This is a genomic window from Stenotrophomonas maltophilia, assembly GCF_003970865.1.
GTDB lineage: Bacteria > Pseudomonadota > Gammaproteobacteria > Xanthomonadales > Xanthomonadaceae > Stenotrophomonas > Stenotrophomonas maltophilia_AR.
This window is the reverse complement of record NZ_RXLZ01000007.1, coordinates 16,037-32,311: the sequence shown is the minus strand read 5'-3', so window position 1 is coordinate 32,311 and position 16,275 is coordinate 16,037. Positions and strand designations below refer to the sequence as shown.

Genomic DNA, 16,275 nt, shown 5'->3' with positions numbered 1-16,275 from the left:
CATGTATTCGCTTGCCCGCCCCTTCCTGTTCTCGCTCGACGCCGAGCGCGCCCACGGCCTCGGCCTGTCCGCACTGGACCTGGCCTATCGCACCGGCACCACGCCGTTGCTGGCCGCACGCATCGCGCCGATGCCCAGCACGGTGTTCGGGCTGACCTTCCCCAATCCGGTCGGCCTGGCCGCCGGCCTGGACAAGAACGGCGAGCACATTGATGCATTGTTCGCGCTCGGCTTCGGCTTCGTCGAGATCGGCACCATCACCCCGCGCCCGCAGGCCGGCAATCCGCATCCGCGCCTGTTCCGCCTGCCGGCGCACAACGCGATCATCAACCGCATGGGCTTCAACAATGCGGGCGTGGACGCGCTGGTGCGCAACGTCGAGCGCGCGCGCAACCGCCGCGGCCTGCTCGGCATCAACATCGGCAAGAACAAGGACACCCCCAACGAACAGGCCGTGGACGATTACATCGCCTGCCTGGACAAGGTCTATCCACTGGCCGACTACATCACCGTCAACATCTCCTCGCCCAACACCGCCGGCCTGCGTGAACTGCAGGAAGAAACCGCGCTGCGACAGCTGGTCAGCCAGCTGCGTGACCGCCAGGAAGACCTTGCCGCCCGCCACGGCCGCCGCGTGCCGATGCTGGTGAAGGTGGCGCCGGACCTCAGCGAGCGCGACATCGATGCCGCCGCCCGCGTGCTGGGCGAGCTGCAGGTGGACGGCGTGATCGCCACCAACACCACCATCGACCACAGCAAGGTGGCCGGCGATCCGCTGGCCAACGAGGCCGGTGGCCTGTCCGGCGCGCCGGTGCTGGAGCAGTCCACGCTGGTGCTGCGCCGCCTGCGCTCGCGCCTGCCCGAATCGGTGCCGTTGATCGGCGTCGGCGGCATCCTGTCCGGTGCCGACGCGGTAGCCAAGATGGCCGCTGGTGCGGCGCTGGTGCAGTGCTACAGCGGCCTGATCTTCCGTGGCCCGGCGCTGGTCTCCGAATGCGTGGAGGCGATCCGTCGCCGCCGCGAAGCGCCGAGCCGCGGCGCGGTGGCCCCACTGTGAGCGCGCCCATGGATACCGTCGACGGCAACGCCCCGCTGCGCTGGACGCTCACCCGCAATGCGCCGCTGCAGGCGCTGAACACCTTCCATGTGCAGGCCAGCGCCGCGCAGCTGCTGGAACTGCACGATGCCGCACTGCTACCGGAAGTGCTGGCATTGCCCGAAGTGGCCAGCGGCCCGCTGCTGGTGCTGGGCAGCGGCAGCAACGTACTGATCGCCGAAGATCTGCCCGGCACCGTGCTGGCGTTCGGCAACCGTGACATCAGTTTCCTGGAACACCGCGCCGACCATGCAGTGATCCGCGCCGGCGCCGGCGTGCCCTGGCATGGCCTGGTGATGTGGTCGCTGCAGGAAGGCCTGTCCGGCCTGGAAAACCTGGCGCTGATTCCCGGCACCGCCGGTGCCGCGCCGATCCAGAACATCGGTGCCTACGGTGCGCAGGTTGGCGAGTTCATCCAGGCCGTTGAAGCTTGGGACTGCGAGGAACAAACCTGGGTACGGCTGGACAACGAACAGTGTGGCTTCGCCTACCGCGACAGCGTCTTCAAACAGCAGCCGGATCGCTACCTGATCACCGCCATCGAGCTCAAGCTGCCGCTGCTGCACGACCTGCGCATGGACTACGCCGGCATCCGCGAGGAGCTGCAGGCACAGGGCGTGGAGCTGCCGAGCGCAGTGGACGTGGCCAACGCAGTGATTGCGATCCGCCGCCGCAAGCTGCCCGACCCGGATGTGCTGGGCAACGCCGGCAGCTTCTTCAAGAACCCGGTGCTGCCGCTGGAACAGGTCGACGTGCTGCTGCAGCACTTCCCCGAGCTGCCGGTGTTCCCGGCAGACCGCGAGGACAAGTGTAAGGTCTCGGCGGCATGGATGATCGAGTCCTGCGGCTGGAAGGGCTTCCGCGAAGGCGATGCTGGCGTGGCGCCGAGCCACGCACTGGTGCTGGTCAACCACGGTAACGCCACCGGTGCTGAACTGCTGGCGCTGGCGCGACGCATCTCCGCTTCGGTGCTGGAGAAGTTCGGCGTGCCGATCGAACCGGAGCCCCGCCTGCTCGGCGCACAGTGGTGAACAGCCCCGCCCTCTCCCCTAGCGCCACCCCGATGCGGGCGGCGCTGCTGATGCTCGGCAGCACGATGGCATTCGGCCTGATGGCCGTGGCCATCCGCTACGCCACGCGCTACGTGCCGACCCAGGAAGTGGCGTTCTTCCGCAATGCGTTCGGCCTGCTGGCGTTGCTGCCGATGCTGCTGCGCCCCGGCCACGCGCCGCTGAAGACGCAGCAGCTGCCGCGTTATTTCGTGCGCAGTGCGATCGGCCTGGGTTCGATGCTGTGCGCATTCTGGGCACTGGGCCACCTGCCGTTGGCGCAGGCAGTTTCGCTCTCGTACTCCACCCCGTTGTTCGTCACCATCGCCGCCGTGCTGTGGCTGGGCGAGACCGTGCGCGTGCGCCGCTGGGCCGCGGTGGTGGTCGGCTTCATCGGTGTACTGGTGATCGTCCGCCCCGGCACTGCCGGCTTCACGGCCGGCAGCCTGGTCGCTGTCGGTGCGGCCGTGCTCAGTTCGCTGGTGGCGATCCAGATCAAGCAGCTGACCCGCATCGACAGTGCCGACACCGTGGTGCTCTACACCTACGTGTTCTGGGTGCCGCTGTCGCTGGTTCCGGCCCTGTTCGTCTGGGTCTGGCCCACCGGCGTGGCGTGGCTGTGGCTTCTGGCCACCGGCGTGCTCGGCACCATCGGCCAGCTGCTGTGGACGCGTGCGCTGCGCCTGGGCGAAGTCTCCGCCCTGACCCCGATCAGCTTCCTGCAGCTGCCACTGGTGACGCTGTGCGGCTGGCTGCTGTTCAACGAAACGGTGGATCGCTGGACGATCATCGGTGCCGGCATCATCCTCGCCGCCAACGCGTACATCGCCCATCGCGAGGCCGTGTTGTCGCGCCGCGCCGCGAGCGCAGCGGCCTCGGCAGCGGCCAAGCCCGCCGAATGAAAACCGCCTCGATGGACAAGTCCCTGGTAGAGTCGACTGCTAGTTGTGTAAACCCACCACGTTGTTCAGCGGGATTCTGGAAATAGGCGGCTGGCTGCCGATCCCCATGTGGGGTCGGTGCCAGTTGTAGTGATGCAGCCATTCAGGTAGCACGGCATCGCGTTGCTCTGACGAAGCGTACTCGCAGGCGTAGGCCCATTCGCGCAAGCTGGTCTGGATGAAGCGCTCGGCCTTACCGTTGGTTCGCGGGGTGTAGGGCTTGGTCCGATAGTGCTTCATGCCCAACGAGGCGACGAGTCGAGCGAAGACGCCGGAGCGATAGCAGGCGCCGTTGTCAGTCAGGACACGCTGGAAGGTGACCCCCAGCGTCTTGTAGTACGCCAAAGCGGCCAGCAGCGCTTGGCAGGCCGTTGAGCCCTTCTCATCGGTGTGAACGCTACTGAAGGCGACTCGGGAGTGGTCATCAATGGCCACATGGACATAGCCTCAGCCACCGCCGCCAGCATTGCCACGCCGATTCGGATCGACCCGGTGTCCGGGCCGGTGGAAGTTGCCGAGTTTCTTGATATCCAAGTGCAGCAAGCCGCCCGGGCTGTCGTACTCATACCGGACCGCCTTCTTCGGTGGGTCCAGAAGGCACAGGCGATTGAGTCCTCGTCGGCGCATCAGCCGTGAAATGGTGCTGTGAGCCACACCCAGTGCCTTGGAAATGGTCAGGTAGGTTTGCCGTTGACGTCGACGCTGGACGATCTGCTCTACCAGTGCCTCAGGGGTGCCATGGGGGCTGCGGCTTGGCCGAGAGCTGCGGTTCTGCAGCCCAATCAGGCCCTCGGCTCGATACCGGGCCAGCCACTTGTAAGCCGTGCGTACACTCACCCCGCAAGCCTGGGCGGCCTCTTCTGGCCGAAGGCCTTGCTCAGTGATGCGGCGGACAAGAAGTTCTCGACTAAACGGCGTCAAACGGGCATTTTTATGGTGGTTCATCCGGGCTCTTTGGGGACTGGATAGGTGTGGTAACCACCATTTTCCAAAGATGCCCCGGATGAACAACCTACCGAGAGATCACAGCTAGTCGACTATCGCGCGCAGCGCGGGCTTTGTCTGTTCCAATCGAAGAGCAGTCGACTAACAGTCGACTCTACCCGGGGCGATCCTGGCAACGGCCCAGAACCTAGTCCAGCGCGCGATACACCCGCTCCGCCGCATCGAACACATTGCCCGGCGCGAACTGCTCGCCCAGGTAGTGCAGCGACTGTCGGCGCAGCTGCGGCGAACGCTCTTCTCCATCGCTGCCCAGCAGCACCTGCTGGAACTCGATCAGGTCCTGCAGAATGCGCCAGTGCCGGTACCAGGCGATCCAGCGCGGGTCGCCGCGGTCGCTGCCGTAGCCGTCCTCGAAGCCCAGCGGATTCTCGCGCCCCCAGCGCCCGCCAACGGCCGCGCCGATGAACATCAGGTCGCGCTCGCGCGGCGCCAGCGACAGGCCATCCCAGTCGATCAGGTGCAGGCCCCCGTCATTGCCCATCAGCAGGTTGCCGGCATGCAGGTCGGTGTGGCACAGGTACAGGTCTACCGGCACATCCTGCAATGCCGCGAGCAGCTCCCGTGCCTGCGCATGCAGCGCCGCGATGCGCGCATGCTGCTGGTCCCACACCGAAACGAATGCGCGGCCCAGCCCATCCTTCGCGGCCGCCAGGCCTTCGCCGGCCAACCATTGCCCGACGGTCTCCAGCGCCGCGGTTTCCAGCCGGACGATCGGCAGCGCCCGCTGCAGTTCCACCGGCAGCTGTGCGCCGTGCAGGCGGCGCAGCACCTCACCCAGCCGTTTCCACTGCGTGCGGCTCAACGCCGCCTCGAACCCGGACTGGCCTTCCACATAAGGGAACAGGGTGAACTGCAATCCCCAGCGCTGCACCGACGCACCACCGGTCAGTGCCGGCCAGGGCGCCACGATCTCATCGATACCCAACGTGCCGCGCATCCAGTGCAGGCTGTCCCACACTGCTGGGTCGACCTGGTAGGTGCGGCACTTCAACCACCACTGCCCGTGCCGCGCATCGACGCGATACACGCTGGCATTGGCGTCGGCACCCACCGGGCGTGGCACCACGGCGGTGGGGGTGATGCCATAGGATTGTTGCAGGACTTCGCCGAGATGCTGCGCCGAAGCGAATGACATGGATGCAAGCGGAAAGTGTTACCTGCCACCACTATCGCAGATGCGCTCGCCACGACACAGACATGTCCGTCACAACATCGCCTCGGCACGACCAGAGAACTAGCCTGCGATGCGCCGCATCACCGCCTCCAGCGGGCCGCGTGCGAACTGCCACGACCACAGCCATGCCGCGCCGGTCGCCAGCATCAGGAACAGCAGTGCCCACAGCAGCACCGACGCGAGCGATGCACTGCCATCAAGCAGGCCCAGGCTTTCCAGTGTGCCCATGCCCAGCAGGATGTGGCCCACGTACAGGGTCAGGGTCATGCGACCGGCCGCGGTGAACGGCTCCAGCCAGTCACCCGGTCGCACACGCGTCAGCCACAGGCAGGCGGCAATGACACTGCACGCTGCGCCCGCACCGGTGAGTACGTAGACCGGTCCCGGCGGCATCGGCTGCGTTCCCAGCCACGCCTGCCAGGGGGTTCCCTGCGCAAGCTGCTGCACGCCATGTCCAGCCGCGATCAGCAGCAGGCCCAGCACCAGCAGCGCGCGCTGGACCCGCGGTTGCGACAGTTGCAGCCGTGCCAGCAACATCCCCAGCAGGAAGAAGCACAGCCACGGCAGCAGCGGATGGAAGCCATTGAACAGCAGGTTGCGGGCCGCGCCCGGCCATTGCCACAGACCGGCGTACTCCAGCGTCTGCCAGTTCCATCCCTCGCTGTAGTCCCAGTGCAGCAACGCCCAGAACGAACAGGCCGCCAGGCCCACGATGCTGGCCAGCAACACCCGCGGGCAGGCACGCAGCCACACCACGGCCAACGCGAAATACACCGCGTAGTAGTGCAGGATATCGGCCGGGAACAGGGTCAGGTTGAGCAGGCCCAGCACCATCAGGAACAGTGCGCGCCGCCAGGTCTGCACACTGGCCGGCCACCAACCCTGCCGCTGCGTGGCCAGCACCAGGCCAAGACCGGCCAGAGTGACGAACGTCGCCGAGGCCTTGCCTTCCAGCAGATGGAAGAACCCTGCCAGCCAACCCTCACCCTCTGCGGGCACGGCCATCGCCAGGCGGAAGTTGACCAGCACCATGCCGGCCAGCGCCAGGTAGCGCGCCAGGTCCAGCCCGTGCAACCGCCGGTCAACAGTGCTCATGCGCGCGCCCCGAGCAGCAGCGCGAGCAGGCCTGGATCCAGCGATGCCTCATCGGTGCCATCGGCTTCGCCCAGCCCTCGACGCAACGCATCGCTTTCGATGGCATCCAGCAGCACCTGCGCCTGCAGTGCCGGGGCCAGCACGGGACACCGACGTTCGCGCTGTGCCACCTGCTGCAGGGCTTCGGCCAGGGTTGCCTGCAATTGCCTGCGATTGGCCGCAAACGCCTTGGCCACGGAAGGATTGCGTGCACTCTCGGCCAGCACTTCGACGGCGAGCGTCGCCCATTCCGGCTGCCGGCACAGTGCGTGGAAGTCCCGAAGGAACACCAGCACCTGTGCGCGCTCGCCTTCGGACGCAGCCAGTCGCTGCAGCAACGGTGCCAGCTCTTCGCTCTCGGCCACCGCCACGGCAAGGATGATCGCTTCCTTGCCCGGGAAGTGGTTGTAGAGATTGCCCAGGCTGACACCGGCCGCCTGCGCGATGTCACGCATGCTGGTCTGGTGGAATCCCTTTGCGAGGAAGCACTGCAGGGCGGCCTGCAGGATCTGCGCGAGGCGTTGCTCGTTGCGGTCGGCTCGGTTCATGGCGCAAAGACTGAACGAACGTTCGTCCAATTAGAAGACGGCAACCCGACCATCATCGGGCTTCGTTCAGCCAGCCTTGACCTCAACCGCTGTTGAGGCCCGATGCTGCGTGGCCCGCCCAACGCTCAACCCGGAGTTCCTGCATGCCACGGATGATCACCACCCTGCTCGACAGCCGCGTGCTGTGGTTCCTCGCCCGACTGCTGCTGGCCGTGGTGTTCCTGTCCTCGGGCCTGGCCAAGCTGCTGGCGTGGGACAACAGCGTGGCCGAAATGCAGGCGGCCGGGCTGCAACCGCCCGTGCTGTTCAACCTCGCCAGCGCCGTGGTGCTGCTGGGTGGCTCACTGTGCCTGCTGCTTGACCGTCTGCTCTGGCTGGGCAGCGGCGCGCTGGCGGTGTTCATGCTGCTGACCATCGTCATCGTGCATACCTTCTGGACCAAGCACGGTGCGGAACAGCAGCTGGCCCTGTTCTTCGCGCTGGAGCACCTGAGCGTGGTCGGTGGCCTGATCTGCGCGGCCATCGCCAGCCACGCGCGGGCTCAGAAGAACTCGTCGAGCAACCGGTAGAACGCCAGCCGGCGCTCGTCGGCCACCACGCCGTAGCGCTTGAACAGCGGCGCCACCCAACGTGTGTTGTCGAAGTTGTAGACAAGGCTGCGCGCGGCCAGCGCAAGGTCCTGGTAGCGGTCGGCCACACCCAGCCGGCCACAGTCGATGAAACCACTGAAGCGGCCCTCGACCGCCATCAGGTTCGGCAGGCAGGCATCGCCATGGCTGACCACCAGGTCTTCATGATCGGGCCGGGTGCTGCACAGTTCGGCGAAGACCTGCTGCGGACTCTGGCCCAGGCGTTCGTCATCGAAGTCATCGGCGTCTACCCGCCCCGCCTCGACCCGTGCCTGCGCGGCCTGCAGGCGCGAGGCCAGTCGCTGGTCGAACGGACAGGCTGCCACCGGCAACGCATGCAGCCCGCGCAGCGCGTCGGCCAGCAGTTCCACCAGCTCCTGCGGTGCGAGTTCAGGCGACGAAGCCAGGTCGCGGCCGGGCAGCGCGCTCATCAGCAACCAGCGCCGGCCCGCCTCTTCGGCGGTGGCAATCACCGTCGGCGCCGGTTGTCCCTGTGCCTGCAGCCAGCGCAGGCGCGCGATCTCATCGCCCAGCTCACTGAAGGCGTCGATCACTTCCGACTTCACGAAGGCATCGGCCTGCCCCGGCCGCTGCACACGGGCTACATCCGCGCGCGAAACACCGATCGACTGGCGCTCGATGCGCGCATCGGCCAACGCTTCCTGCCATGCCCACGGCAGTGGCATGCCATCAGTGAAGTGATTGGGTGCTTCCATGCCGGGGTGTTCCTGTTGCCGGTGACCCCACGGATTCTCGCTCATCCTGCACGAACCGCGGCCAACAGCAGCGCGGAAAGGTACATGCCCGCGCCGAACACGCTGTGCGCCACCAGGCTGCGCAGGCGCGCCTTGCCCGGCGCCGGGGTCTTCGAAGCGGCAATGCCGGCACCCATGCCCGGCTGCAGGATGAGGAACGGCGCGGCAACGCTGAGGATGCCGAAGGCCAGCGCCGGCCACAGGGTGGGTGCCTGCACCCAATCGCTCCCTACCACGGCCAGCAACAACGCGGCGAACACCACCCCGATCACGTAATGCGCGGTCCAGCCCAGCGCGCGCTCGCCACTGACCGCTGCCGCGCGGCCGATGCCGTCGTGGCGGAAGCGCCCGCGCGGCAGGTGCCCCAGCCATCGCCCGACCATCGCGAAATCCAGCGAGGGAATACCGAGCAGCCGCCGCTGCACCAGTGCCCACAGGTCCATCACTGCGGTTGCTCCCACGCCGACTACCACCGCATCCATCACGAATGTCGCCACGCCAACCATATCACTTACCTTCAATTATTTGCTTGAATGATAGAGCGATGCTAGCGTGCCCCGCATGAACGCTGCAACAGAGCCACCACCCTCACCGCTGGAGGCCTTGGCCGAGATCGCCCGCACGCTCGGCCATGCCCATCGTCTGGCCCTACTGGAGCACATCGCCCAGGGCGAGCGCGCCGTGGAACGCCTGGCCGAACTGACCGGGCTGTCGGTGGCAAATACCTCCCAGCATCTGCAGCAGCTGCGCCGTGCCGGCCTGGTACAGACCCGCCGCGATGGCAAGCGCATCCTCTACCGCAGTGGTGATGGCCCGCTGGGCAACCTGCTGGCCGCGCTGCGCGACTATGCCGACCACCAGCGCAGCGAAATGCAGGGCGTGATCCACGACAGCCTGCAGCGCCGCGAGGTGCTGGAAGGACTGACCGTCGAGCAGCTGCTGGAACAACGCAGCAGCGTGGTGCTGCTGGATGTGCGGCCGCGCGAGGAATTCGATCTGGGCCACCTGCCCGGCGCGCTGAACATTCCCGTTACGGAACTGCGTGCACGGATGGACGAACTGCCGCGTGCCGTCCACATTGTCGCCTACTGCCGCGGTCCCTACTGCGTGCTGTCCAACGATGCGGTGGCGATGCTGCGCGAGGCCGGACTGACCGCGCAGCGGCTCGCCGCCGGTTACCCCGAATGGAAGGCCGCCGGCCTGCAGGTGAACCTGCCTCGGCACTGAGCGAGACACCGGTCATGGATGATGTGTTTGCCCCGTTGATCGATGCGACCTGGCGCGGCGTGTTCTCCGGGCAGCGCACGCTGCAGGATGATCCACTGCTGCAGTTGGCGTGCAGCGATGATTTCGACGAGGGCGAGGACGGCATGCTGCTGCATCCGCTCGTCGGCCCTGCGCGCGCCCTGCTGCGCCCTGCCCTGGCGGCTCGCCTGCAACTGCACGTGCAACCGCACTGGACGCTGGCGCAGCTGCAACAACGTCTGCAGCAGCTCGGCCAGCGCACCCATGGCGCAGATCGCGTCTTCTACTTCCCTGCCGCAGAACTTGCGGCCCTGGCCGCGCGCCCTGCACCGCCACATATCCGCCGTCTCGACCCGGCCGACGCAGCCGCGTTCGACGTGTTCCAGGCCAGCGCCAGCGAAGAGGATCTCGATGCCGCCTGGGTCGAGCTGGACCACTGGCAGGTGTTCGGCGCCTTCGATGGCGAGCGGCTGGTTGCCGCGGGAAGCATGTACCCGTGGAGCCTGGATCCAGCCCTGGCCGACATGGGCGTGCTGACCCTGCCCGAGGCCCGCGGTCGCGGGCACGCGCGCCAGCTGGTACACGCCATGGCCGTGTCCGCGCAGGCGGCCGGGCTGCAGCCTCAGTACCGTTGCCAGCTCGACAACACCGCCTCGATCATTACCGCCGAGCGCAGCGGCCTGCGTGCGTTCGCCGACTGGGACACCGTTCTGGCAGCCGATTGAGGCTGCCGCAGTACAACAAGGAAGCAACATGAAATTGATGGTCATCGGCGCCAGCAGGGGCCTGGGTCGGGCGTTCGTGGAAGGCCTGTGCAGCGCGGGCGACACCGTCATCGGAGTTTCGCGCAAGCGTCCACGCGATCTTGAATGCCCTGAGGGTGTCACCCTGCAGTGGATCGAAGCCGATCTGTCCCAGCCCACCCTGGCTGCCAATCACATCGCAGCGCAGGCACCGGCCGATCTGGATGTGCTGATCCACAACCTGGGCATCTGGGAAGAGACCGCCTTCAGCGATGAGTACGCCTTCCTCGACGAGAGCGATGCCGCGCTCACCCAGCTGGTCGACGTCAACATCACCGCGACCCTGGTGCTGCTGCAGCGCCTGCTGCCACGGGTGCTGGGCGCACCACGCCCGCAGCTGGTGCTGACCGGCTCGACCTCGGCACTGCCACGCAGCGGCCGCCCGGAAGTGGCGTTCGGCGCATCCAAGTTCGCACTCAACGGCATCGCCGATGCACTGCGCGAAGGCTTCCGCGATCGCCGCCTGGCGGTGACCAGCCTGCAGCTGGGCTACCTCAACACCGACGATGCACTGTCGGTGCCGGTGGCAGAGGCCGCAGCGCGCGGCGACGGCGAACTGGTGCCCGTGCATGACGTCGTTGCGATGGTGCGCGCGTTGCTGCAGTTGTCGCCGTCCGGCTTCGTGCGCGAACTGGTGCTGCCGGCCATCGCCGACCCGCGCTACTGACTACCGCTGCGCAGGCCAGGCTCGACCTCTTCGCGCAACAGGTACCCCAGCACGATGGCGGTCAGCACGGTCGCCATCGCCAGGACAAACAGCTGGCCACGGACGGCCTCCATGTACGCCTGGGCCAGCACCGTTCTCGAAACGCCGGGCAACGCCTCCACCGCTCCGCCCAGGTCGCCCATGGACAGCCTGTGCACGGCGGCACGGGCCACGACGCCGGCCTCCAGCATCATGTTCCCGCCGATCCGGGCCGAGAGCATGATGCCGACAAGCGCGAGGGCAATGGAATCGCCTGCCAGTCGCATCGCATTGAAGATGCCAGCGGCCATGCCGGCCTGCTCCTTGCCGACCACGCTGACCGCCAGGCCATCCATGATCCCCCAGGGAAGGCCGATGCCGATTCCGATGACCAGCATCGGCATCCAGCGCACCGACGGGAACTGGAACACCTGCGCCAGCCATGCCAGCCCAACAGCGCCGATCAGCAGGCCCGCACAGCACAGCGTCCGCGCCGGAATCCAGCGCAGCAGGTAACCGGCAACCAGGGGAACAACCAGCAAGGGTGCAGACAGTGCTGCCATCGCAAGTCCAGCCTCGGTGGGTCGTAGTCCTTCTACACCGATGAAGCCAGCCGGCAGCACGACCAGAAGGACGACGTAGGAGAACGCAGGGGCAGCGGCCAGAATCTGCACGCCAACAAAGCGCCGGTTGCGGAACAGGCCGAGATCCAGCAAAGGTGTTCGATGGGAGCGCTCTACGGCAATGAACACGCCCAGCAATACCACCGAGAGCGCCAGCAGTACCAGCGTCTGCGGATGCAGCAGGCCACGTTCCGGCAGCACGATCATGGCGTAGGTGAGTGAGCCCAGCGCCAGCATGAAGGTGATGGCCCCCAGCCAATCCAGGCGTGGCGAACCGGCGTTTCTCGATTCGGCGGATGACAGGGCGACCAGCGGTACGGTCAGGGCCGCCAGCAACGCAGGCAGGAAGAACACCCATTCCCAGCCCAGCGCATCGATCAACCCGCCCGCCAGCAGCGGACCGCCTGCGGCCCCTGCACCAAAGGTGGTGCCGATCAGGCTGAAAACCCTTGCCCGCGCCTGGCCGTCGAACACCTGCGCCAACGACGCCATCGCGCCGGCAAACGCTGCCGACGCCGCCATCCCCTGAAGCAGTCTCAGGACATTGATCCACGCCACATCGGGCATCAAGGGAATCAGGCCGGTGACGAGTGCAAACAACGCGCCGCCCAGAATCCAGATCCGGCGCCTGCCATGCAGATCGGCCAGTCCACCGGCCACCAGCGTGGTGCAGCCGTAGGTCAACAGGTAGGCGTTGATGATCCAGGACAACGCCGCAGGGGAACCGCCCAGCGCGTCCCGGATGGCGGGAATGCCCACGGCGGGGCTGGCAATGCTCAGGGGAATGGTGAGCGCCGTCAGGCAGCCTGCCAGCACCACTCCAAAGCGTGATGATCCGGCCGTCTCAGCAGAGGCAACAGACATGTCGATGAAACTCGAGCGTGGCCAAGCGCCACCGCATTGATGCTATCGGCGACGTTATTTCGTAAGAATCCGTCATTCAGTCCATACTTTAATGACACAAACGTCATCAATGGCCACGTCATGGACAGCTTCGCCGGTCTCAGCCTCTTCGTTCTGGTCGCCGAGGCACGCAGCTTCGCGGCCGCAGCACGACAGCGTGGCATCACCCCTTCGGCCGCAAGCAAGACCATCGCCCGGCTGGAAGAGCGCCTGGGCGCCCGCCTGCTGAATCGCAATACCCGCAGCGTCAGCCTGACTGCCGAAGGCGAGCAGTTCCTTGAACGTTGCCGCCGCATCATGATCGAGGTTGCCGCGGCAGAGCGCGAACTGACCGACGCCCAGGCCGCCCCCAGCGGTCGCCTGAAGGTCAGTCTTCCACTCGCCAGCGGACTGATGCTGCCGGTGCTTTCAGCGTTTGCGCACCGCTTCCCTGCCATCGAACTCGACCTGCACTTCAGCGACCGCCTGGTCGATGTCATCGAGGAAGGCTTCGATGCCGTCGTCCGCACAGGCAGCCCCGCCGACTCCAGGCTGCACGGCCGCAACCTCGGCAGTGCCCGCCTGCTGTGCGTGGGTGCCCCTGCCTACTTCGCCCAGCGCGGCACGCCGCAGCACCCGGACGAGCTGAGCGGCCACGCATGCCTTCTCCATCGCTTTCCCGGCACCGGCCTGATCGAACGCTGGCCACTGCCCGTGCATGAGGGAAGCGCTGAGACGCGGCTGACTGCCGCGATGACCGCCAATCATCTTGAGACGATCCTGCACATGGCCATCGATGGCCATGGCATTGCGTGCCTGCCCGACTTCGCCACGCGTGATGCGCTGGACCGCGGTGCCCTCGTCAGCGTTCTGGAACCATGGAGCACCGAGCGCAGCACCTTCTGGGCCCTCTGGCCAAGCCATCGCCATCAGCAACCGCGTGTGCGCGCGTTTGTCGATTTCATGGCCGAACACCTCCTGCCCGAACGCAGCCAGCGCAATTGAACCTGCGCCCTGCTGCGACTACGCTGCTGGTCACTGGCCGTCGGTCACAGGCGGGAACCTGCTATGGATGCGCTTTCACGGGTCTCGGCCCAGGTCCTGGACAGCGCCCTGCCCAGCCTGCCGCTGTACCTGCTGCAGGCCACGGCGGTGATCGGCATGATCGGCGTGCTGCTGATCGCCACCCGCCGCGCCGGCCACGCCATTGAAGGCCGCCGCCTGTACGTGGGCGTGGCGCTGGGCCTGATCTACCTGTTCAACGCCTGGTTCGTGGCCCGCTACACCCAGGGCGTGGTCAAGCTTCACCTGGGTTTCGACATCCTGCTGGTCAGCGGCCTGCTCGGCGGCTGGCGCGGCGGCCTGGCCTGCCTGGGCGCCAGCCTGCTGGCCCGCTATCAGTTCGCCGGCACCCAGTACTTCCTGCCCGCCGGCCTCGAGGCCACGCTGCAGATGCTGGCCGGCGTCTGGCTGCGCAGGCGCCTGCACCCGCGCATGCTCAATGAACTCTCGCTGCGCATGATCCTGCAGGCCTGGGGCGTGCGTATCGCCGTCACTGCGTTGGGCCTGGCCCTGGGCGTAGCAATCATCGGCGCCCATCAGCTGCCCGTGGATGAGTTGGCAATCCAGCGCCTGCTGGCACTGCCACTATCACTGCTGATGCTCGGCGCGGTGTTCGCACTGGTCTACAACGATGCGCAGATCGATGCACAGCGCCAGCGCGAACAGGCCTGGCTGCGCATCGATCCGATCAGCGGCCTGCCCAACATGCGTGCGCTCGGCGAACGCCTGCAGCATTACTGGCGCGACAACGACGGCATCGGCAAGGCCTGCCTGATCGTGGCCGAGATGGGCAACCTGCGCGATCTGCGCCTGCGCTACGGTCCGCTGCAGGACAACGGCCTGTGGCAGCGCGACAGCACCGAAGAGGTGCATCGGCTGCTGCCCTCGCTGCCGGCCGGGCAACTGGAGATCTATCAGTTCGGCGATGCCGCACTGGCGATCCTGGTGCGCGACCTGACCTTGTCCGAACTGCGCACGCAGCCGCAGATCACCGAGCTGGCCAGCAACCTGGCCGATCGGGTCGGCCGCGATTGGCCAGGTTTCCGGCCGCTGTTCCGCTGTGCAGTGGTCGAATTGAAGCCCCCCGTGGATGCCGACGAAGGACATCTTCCGTTCCGCGCGATCACCGTGGCACTGAGTGCGATTGAATCCGGCGTCGTGTTCTTCGACGACCCGATCCAGCGCGACAGCGAGATCGACGCCCTGATCGAAGTCGCCCTCGAACGCTGGCTGCAGGAGGGCGACGCACCGCTGTGCTACCAGCCCAAGCATCGCCTGCAGGATCGCCAGCTGGTCGGCGCCGAAGCACTGCTGCGCATGCGCGACGGCGAGGGCCGGCTGATCGCGCCGATGCGGGTGATCTCGCTGCTGCGCCGGCAGGGGCGGCTGGCTGAACTGGAATGGGCCACGCTGCAGTCGGCCATCCACTTTCTGCAGCAGTGCCGACGCGACGGCTCGCAGCTGAAGATCGCCGTGAACGTTTCGGCCGAGTCACTGCGCCTGCCCGACTTCGGCCTGCGCCTGCAGGAACTGCTGGCACTGCACGATGTGCCCGGCGTGATGCTGCGCCTGGAGATCGTCGAATGGACCGAGATCGTCGAGCGCGACGTGGTCGATGCCAACATCGCGCAGCTGCTGGCGGCGGAGGTCACGCTGTCACTGGATGATTTCGGTGCCGGCTATTCAACCCTGATCCTGCTCTCGCAGCTGGCCATCGCCGAGGTGAAGATCGAGCAGGCGCTGATCGCCACGCTGTCCGACGCCAAGTCGCAGTCGATCGTGCGCTTCATCGTCGAAGTCGCGCACCGCTGCGGCGCGATCGTGGTGGCCGAAGGTACCGAAACCCTGGCGCAGGAGCAGCAACTGCGCGCACTGGGTGTGGATGTCGGCCAGGGTTATCTGTATTCGGCGGCGCTGCCGGCCGACGAGTTCCGCCGCTTCGCCGCCAGCTAGACCGCGTAGAAACCCAGGAACATCGCCACCGCCGATTCGGCCACGCGTGCACGCTCCTGTGCGTTCAACGGTGCGTGCCCCATCGTCACCTGTGGCCAGAACGCAAAGCTCTTCACCAGCCCGTGCAGCTGGTGGCCGGCGAACTCCGGATCGACCTCGCGCAACCGGCCATCGGCGATGGCCGCGCGGATCCACGCACTCTCGCCACTTTCCTTCTCGCCCATGCGGCAGACGATGGCCTGCGCACGCTCCGGTGAGTGGATGATCTCGGCCATCGCCACCCGCGCCAGGTCGATGAAGTTGGCATCGCTGAGCAGTTCCAGCTTCTGGCCCAGCAACTGCAGCAACTGCGCCTGCAGCGGCTGGTCGGCACGGTACGGCAATGTGTCGCTGGCCACGCTGCGTTCCCACAGCTCCTCCAGGATCATCGAGAACAGCGCTTCCTTGCTCGGGAAGTGGTTGTAGACGGTGCGCTTGGAGACCCCGGCCGCCTCGGCGATGCGGTCCATGCTGGTCGCCTCGTAGCCCGATGCACGGAACTCCTCCACCGCCGCGCGCACGATGGCGTCGCGTTTACGGTCGGTCAGGCGTTGTGGGGCACGGGGCATGGCGGGAACCGGATAACTGAACGGATGCCTCCACATTACACCCGGCAGTGTACTTTTGAAAAGCGCGAAACTACACTGTGCAG

The 16,275-nt window shown here is 66.7% G+C and carries 16 protein-coding genes and 1 pseudogene; 9 read left to right on the top strand and 8 right to left on the bottom strand.

The window, feature by feature from the left end:
* The first annotated feature begins 1 nt into the window (after window position 1).
* The 3 genes from EKL94_RS03700 to EKL94_RS03690 are packed head-to-tail and all read left to right on the top strand — an operon-like array spanning window position 2 to window position 3,047.
* Window positions 2–1,057, top strand: coding sequence for a quinone-dependent dihydroorotate dehydrogenase (locus EKL94_RS03700; RefSeq protein WP_126928030.1), 1,056 nt, complete (start codon window positions 2–4; stop codon window positions 1,055–1,057).
* Window positions 1,058–1,065: 8 nt separating this feature from the next.
* Complete coding sequence (gene murB, locus EKL94_RS03695; RefSeq protein ID WP_126928029.1) at window positions 1,066–2,127, top strand: UDP-N-acetylmuramate dehydrogenase; 1,062 nt, start codon at window positions 1,066–1,068, stop codon at window positions 2,125–2,127.
* 32 nt (window positions 2,128–2,159) lie between these two features.
* Entirely contained in the window at window positions 2,160–3,047 is an 888-nt protein-coding gene (locus tag EKL94_RS03690; protein WP_126928087.1) for a DMT family transporter, read from the top strand.
* Window positions 3,048–3,086: 39 nt separating this feature from the next.
* On the opposite strand, the pseudogene EKL94_RS03685 reads toward EKL94_RS03690, so the two are convergent.
* The 4 genes and pseudogenes from EKL94_RS03685 to EKL94_RS03670 form a co-directional block, all read right to left on the bottom strand.
* A pseudogene (locus EKL94_RS03685) lies at window positions 3,087–4,031 on the bottom strand (IS481-like element ISStma12 family transposase).
* Window positions 4,032–4,218: 187 nt separating this feature from the next.
* The gene (locus tag EKL94_RS03680) at window positions 4,219–5,226 is read right to left on the bottom strand and encodes an aminoglycoside phosphotransferase family protein (protein WP_126928028.1); all 1,008 of its coding nucleotides are present in this window, start codon (window positions 5,224–5,226) and stop codon (window positions 4,219–4,221) included.
* 99 nt (window positions 5,227–5,325) lie between these two features.
* Window positions 5,326–6,360, bottom strand: coding sequence for a DUF418 domain-containing protein (locus EKL94_RS03675; protein WP_126928027.1), 1,035 nt, complete (start codon window positions 6,358–6,360; stop codon window positions 5,326–5,328).
* The gene (locus EKL94_RS03670) at window positions 6,357–6,947 is read right to left on the bottom strand and encodes a TetR/AcrR family transcriptional regulator (RefSeq protein WP_126928026.1); all 591 of its coding nucleotides are present in this window, start codon (window positions 6,945–6,947) and stop codon (window positions 6,357–6,359) included. The genes EKL94_RS03675 and EKL94_RS03670 overlap by 4 nt, the downstream gene beginning before the upstream one ends.
* Before the next feature lie 143 nt (window positions 6,948–7,090).
* Here EKL94_RS03670 and EKL94_RS03665 point away from each other — a divergent pair, with 143 nt between their 5' ends.
* The gene (locus tag EKL94_RS03665) at window positions 7,091–7,516 is read left to right on the top strand and encodes a DoxX family protein (RefSeq protein WP_126928025.1); all 426 of its coding nucleotides are present in this window, start codon (window positions 7,091–7,093) and stop codon (window positions 7,514–7,516) included.
* On the opposite strand, the gene EKL94_RS03660 is transcribed toward EKL94_RS03665, so the two are convergent.
* Together EKL94_RS03660 and EKL94_RS03655 are read right to left on the bottom strand one after the other, a co-directional pair.
* Window positions 7,489–8,292 (bottom strand): APH(3')-II family aminoglycoside O-phosphotransferase, encoded by an 804-nt coding sequence (locus EKL94_RS03660; protein WP_126928024.1) that lies wholly within the window; start codon window positions 8,290–8,292, stop codon window positions 7,489–7,491. The genes EKL94_RS03665 and EKL94_RS03660 overlap by 28 nt on opposite strands.
* 41 nt (window positions 8,293–8,333) lie before the next feature.
* Complete coding sequence (locus tag EKL94_RS03655) at window positions 8,334–8,837, bottom strand: DUF2938 domain-containing protein (protein WP_126928086.1); 504 nt, start codon at window positions 8,835–8,837, stop codon at window positions 8,334–8,336.
* A gap of 55 nt (window positions 8,838–8,892) precedes the next feature.
* On the opposite strand from EKL94_RS03655, the gene EKL94_RS03650 reads away from it, so the two are divergent.
* The 3 genes from EKL94_RS03650 to EKL94_RS03640 are packed head-to-tail and all read left to right on the top strand — an operon-like array spanning window position 8,893 to window position 11,046.
* Window positions 8,893–9,558, top strand: coding sequence for an ArsR/SmtB family transcription factor (locus EKL94_RS03650; RefSeq protein ID WP_126928023.1), 666 nt, complete (start codon window positions 8,893–8,895; stop codon window positions 9,556–9,558).
* 14 nt (window positions 9,559–9,572) lie between these two features.
* The gene (locus EKL94_RS03645) at window positions 9,573–10,301 is read left to right on the top strand and encodes a GNAT family N-acetyltransferase (protein WP_126928022.1); all 729 of its coding nucleotides are present in this window, start codon (window positions 9,573–9,575) and stop codon (window positions 10,299–10,301) included.
* Window positions 10,302–10,329: 28 nt separating this feature from the next.
* Window positions 10,330–11,046, top strand: a complete 717-nt coding sequence (locus EKL94_RS03640) for an SDR family NAD(P)-dependent oxidoreductase (RefSeq protein WP_099552883.1) — start codon at window positions 10,330–10,332, stop codon at window positions 11,044–11,046.
* Here the strand turns inward: EKL94_RS03640 and EKL94_RS03635 are convergent.
* Window positions 11,040–12,551 (bottom strand): MFS transporter, encoded by a 1,512-nt coding sequence (locus EKL94_RS03635; RefSeq protein ID WP_126928021.1) that lies wholly within the window; start codon window positions 12,549–12,551, stop codon window positions 11,040–11,042. The two genes, EKL94_RS03640 and EKL94_RS03635, sit on opposite strands and share 7 nt — an antisense overlap.
* Window positions 12,552–12,671: 120 nt before the next feature.
* Here EKL94_RS03635 and EKL94_RS03630 point away from each other — a divergent pair, with 120 nt between their 5' ends.
* Together EKL94_RS03630 and EKL94_RS03625 are read left to right on the top strand one after the other, a co-directional pair.
* Window positions 12,672–13,574: a LysR substrate-binding domain-containing protein gene (locus EKL94_RS03630; protein WP_126928020.1), complete on the top strand. Its 903-nt coding sequence runs from the start codon at window positions 12,672–12,674 to the stop codon at window positions 13,572–13,574.
* A 63-nt stretch (window positions 13,575–13,637) separates the two neighbouring features.
* A complete protein-coding gene (locus EKL94_RS03625) occupies window positions 13,638–15,584 on the top strand; it encodes an EAL domain-containing protein (RefSeq protein ID WP_126928019.1) in 1,947 nt (648 codons plus the stop codon).
* Here the strand turns inward: EKL94_RS03625 and EKL94_RS03620 are convergent.
* Entirely contained in the window at window positions 15,581–16,192 is a 612-nt protein-coding gene (locus EKL94_RS03620; RefSeq protein ID WP_126928018.1) for a TetR/AcrR family transcriptional regulator, read from the bottom strand. The two genes, EKL94_RS03625 and EKL94_RS03620, sit on opposite strands and share 4 nt — an antisense overlap.
* Window positions 16,193–16,275 lie beyond the last annotated feature (83 nt).